Annotated in this window: 4 protein-coding genes and 1 pseudogene; 4 read left to right on the top strand and 1 reads right to left on the bottom strand. The window is 53.9% G+C overall.

Features of this window, described 5'->3' with window-relative positions; translation table 11 throughout:
• Positions 1-85: 85 nt before the first annotated feature.
• From ACP15K_RS20165 to ACP15K_RS20150, 4 genes and pseudogenes are all read left to right on the top strand, one after another.
• Positions 86-1,437, top strand: a protein-coding gene (locus ACP15K_RS20165) for an IS3 family transposase (RefSeq protein WP_424991181.1) whose coding sequence is annotated in 2 segments (ribosomal slippage) — positions 86-422 and positions 422-1,437 — 1,353 coding nt in all. Because the reading frame shifts where the segments join, the coding sequence is not laid out codon by codon here.
• A gap of 45 nt (positions 1,438-1,482) precedes the next feature.
• Positions 1,483-1,686: a hypothetical protein gene (locus ACP15K_RS20160; RefSeq protein WP_424991449.1), complete on the top strand. Its 204-nt coding sequence runs from the start codon at positions 1,483-1,485 to the stop codon at positions 1,684-1,686.
• Between the two features lie 157 nt (positions 1,687-1,843).
• Complete coding sequence (locus tag ACP15K_RS20155; protein ID WP_424991448.1) at positions 1,844-2,563, top strand: hypothetical protein; 720 nt, start codon at positions 1,844-1,846, stop codon at positions 2,561-2,563.
• A gap of 132 nt (positions 2,564-2,695) precedes the next feature.
• Positions 2,696-3,406 (top strand): annotated as a pseudogene (locus ACP15K_RS20150) (IS6 family transposase).
• 111 nt (positions 3,407-3,517) lie between these two features.
• On the opposite strand, the gene ACP15K_RS20145 reads toward ACP15K_RS20150, so the two are convergent.
• Positions 3,518-3,737: integrase core domain-containing protein (locus ACP15K_RS20145; protein ID WP_424991422.1), on the bottom strand; the 220-nt coding region annotated here is incomplete at its 5' end.

Genomic DNA, 3,737 nt, shown 5'->3' with positions numbered 1-3,737 from the left:
TGTCTGACGTCAGCGCCAATGGGACAGTTTAGGGTAATTTGATAAGAGAGGGTTTCTGGCACATCGTAACCACCAAGGAGTGGAGATGAGACAGAAACCCGGTACCAAGCAAAGCCACGGCGAGAAGGTCGTTAAAGACATCCGCCGCGCGACGCGCAAACAGTATTCAGCCGAGGAGAAGATCAGGATCGTGCTGGACGGCCTGAAGGGCGAGGACAGCATTGCTGAGCTGTGCCGCCGCGAAGGCATCGCTCAGAGCCTGTACTACAGTTGGTCCAAGGAATTCCTCGAGGCTGGGAAGAAGCGCCTGGCGGGCGATACGGCCCGCGCGGCGACATCGAACGAAGTCAAGGATCTGCGTCGAGAATCCCGCGACCTGAAGGAAGTCGTAGCCGAACAGGCGCTGGAACTGCGGCTGCTCAAAAAAAGCATGATCGCGGATGGGGGCGACGACGAATGAGATACCCTGCATCCGAGAAACTGGAGATCATCCGCCTCGTCGAAGGCTCGCACCTGCCGACCGGGCGCACGTTGGACAAGCTCGGCATTCCCAGAACGACCTTCTATCGCTGGTATGATCGGTATCTGTCGGGCGGCCCCGAGGCGCTTGAGGATCGCAGTCCCAGGCCATCACGTGTCTGGAACCGCATCCCTGAGCCGGTGCGCGAGAAGGTCAAGGACTTGGCCCTGAAGGAAAGCGATCTGTCGCCACGTGAGCTGGCCGTGCGCTTCACCGACGTGGAAAAGTATTTTGTGTCAGAGGCTTCGGTCTATCGCATCCTCAAGTCCTACGACCTGATCACCAGCCCGGCCTATGTGGTTCTGTCCGCCGCTGACGAGTTCCACGACAAGACCACACGGCCGAACCAGCTCTGGCAGACCGACTTCACCTATCTGAAGGTCATCAGCTGGGGCTGGTTCTACCTATCGACGATCCTCGACGACTACAGCCGTTACATCATCGCATGGAAACTCTGCACAACGATGAAAACCGAGGATGTGACCGACACGCTCGACCTCGCGCTGCAGGCTTCAGGGTGTGATCAAGCAACAGTGCTGCATAAGCCGCGCCTACTCTCGGATAACGGGTCGAGTTACATCTCTGGTGAACTGGCCGATTGGCTGGAAGATCAGAAGATGGGCCATGTTCGAGGTGCGCCATATCACCCACAGACCCAGGGCAAGATCGAGCGGTGGCACCAAACGCTAAAGAACCGCATTCTGCTGGAAAACTACTACCTGCCAGGCGACCTCCGACAGCGGATCGACGCCTTCGTCGATCACTATAACCACCGGCGCTACCACGAGAGCTTGCAGAACCTCACACCCGCCGACGTCTACTTCGGGCGTGGCCAGACCATCCTGCAACAACGAGAAAGGATCAAACGAAAGACCATCGAAACGCGACGGTTGCTTCACCGCAAATCCGCCGCATAATCAACCCAGACAGATGAGCCTGACCCTCTCTTAGATCACGCAGCCATCTGTCCCAAAATCCCTGACGACGGACAGTTCTATGGGCATGAGAACGTGGTACGGCTACTGCTTGAGAATGGCGCAAACCCGAACCTCGATCTTACGGTCGGCTCAGATTGGGCGCCTAAATATCGTCGAACAACACTTCAACTAGCCGAAAAAGGCGGAAACGAAGCCATTTTGTCTTTGCTTACCAAACCAGCAGAATAGTACCAACCTAAATTCTCTGTTGTGCAGATGCTCTGCAAGGCAACATTGACGGTTCACGCAGGAAACTCCCACTAGTCCCGGCCACCCTCTGCGAAAGAAAAAAGGACTGCCAAACTGAAGCGTTCCGAAGCAAAGACGTAACGAAGGGAGAATACTCGTGCGACACCTTATTGGACGACCCGCTGCTATGCTGAGGACGATTGGATTCGGAGTAGCGACAAGCGTTGCTATCAGCACGTCCTTGTTTGGGCAGGACCTTTCAGGTCTCACCGAATACAGTGATCCCAACGGCTATTTTGACATGCACTTTCCTGAGGGTTGGGCAAAAAATGAATACGATGGAGACCCCCGGGGGAAGGTGAAGTTTTTCCCGAACGGCGTGAGAGGTGTGTCTATTCTTGTTATTGCAAAAAAGACAAACCTGAATAGTTTGGATGGTTTGTTGGCGGACAGCCGAGGGAGCAGGCTTCGAATAGAGTCAAAGTACAAGTCGAGAAAAGCAAGTGGCCGTGAAGTGATAGTGGATTGGAACGGTCAGAAGGTAGTCTTGGGTGAAATTTCAATGGTCGGGTTCCAACAAAAGTCTGTCAGCTTTCTTTTTGGCGATCAAGAGTTCAATATCTCTTACGCTGCGCCACCGAACGTCTTCGGTCGGTATGAAGATATAGCGGATCGAGTGGCAAGTTCGATCATTGCCAAAAAGGTCTCATCTGGCTCAAGTGCCGATGAACAAACGGCACAATCTAAATTCAGACTGGCTGAGATTGCTATGCAGGATACAAACCTGCGGTGGGCAATAATCTACGTGAAAGAAGGTCTTGAATTGAATCCTGCACATGAGGGACTTCTCAAACTTGCGGAGCAACTTGGGCTATAGCAACTCAAAAACCGGGAGATGGTTTAGAAAATTGCGCGTGGCAAAAGGTATCTAACCCCTGTGCCTACCCGGCTCTGTTGCATTATCTGCGTTCAGGCCCGAATCTGCTCTTGGCAATTGATGGAGGTTTCCATGGCACGACGTGATCCGTTCAAACATCATCGGTTTCCTCGTGACGTCATCTTGTTGGCCGTGCGTTGGTATTGCCGCTATCCACTTTCGTACCGCGACGTCCGCGACTTGTTGGCGGAACGCGGGGTCTCTGTAGACGCGGCAACAATCTATCGTCGGGTGCAGAAGTTTGGGCCTGAAATTCGCAAACGCGCCTACGGGAAACATCGCTCCTGTTGAGGCCTCCAGTGGCATATGGACGAAACATACGTTCGGGTGAATGGTCGCTGGTGTTACTTGTGGCGAGCCGTTGATCAGCGTGGACAGTTGATTGATTTCCGTCTGACCGCGCGGCGAAACGCCAAGGCTGCAAGGGCGTTCATGCGACAGGCCTGTGACACCGTCCGCTGCGATCACCCGTTCGCGATCATTACAGACAAGGCCCATGCCTATGCCAAGGTAATCGCTGAAATGAACCGAGGATGCGGCCCCGAAGACGCAATCCGCCATATCGATCGGAAGCACTTGAACAACCGGATTGAGGGCGATCACGGCGCACTGAAACAGCTGCTGAAGCCCAAACGCGGGTTCCGAAGTCTTGCCGCCGCCAAAAACACTCTCAAAGAGATTGAAACACTTCGGGCGATCAAGAAGGGCCACTTCGAGAGCAACCATCCTGGTGTACTGAACGAAGTCGCGTTCGTGGCTGGGCTGTTCAAGAACGCAGGATAGGACTCTGCTAGGAAGAGGCTGCCTTGCCCGACGCCAAATAGTGCAACAGAACTGACCTGAGACCCAACTCTCCTCCAGATTTTAGGAGAATCCGCGTATTGATTTGTGGCTTCATGCGGCCAGTTTTTGCAACGTGATTTTGGCCACAAATTCGTTGGGCGTGAGATTTCCCAGTGATGAATGGGGCCGGTTTTGATTGTAGTCCTCCTTCCACTTGGTGATCTCTAATCGGGCGTCTGCTAACGACGAGAACAGCGTTTCGTTCAGGCATTCGTCCCGGAAGCTGCCGTTGAAACTTTCAATGAAAGCGTTCTGTGTTGGCTTACCGGGA

This window comes from Fluviibacterium sp. S390, from assembly GCF_049800695.1.
Lineage (GTDB): Bacteria > Pseudomonadota > Alphaproteobacteria > Rhodobacterales > Rhodobacteraceae > Meridianimarinicoccus.
The sequence above is the reverse complement of the archived record's forward strand: the minus strand, read 5'-3'. Positions and strand labels throughout refer to the sequence as shown.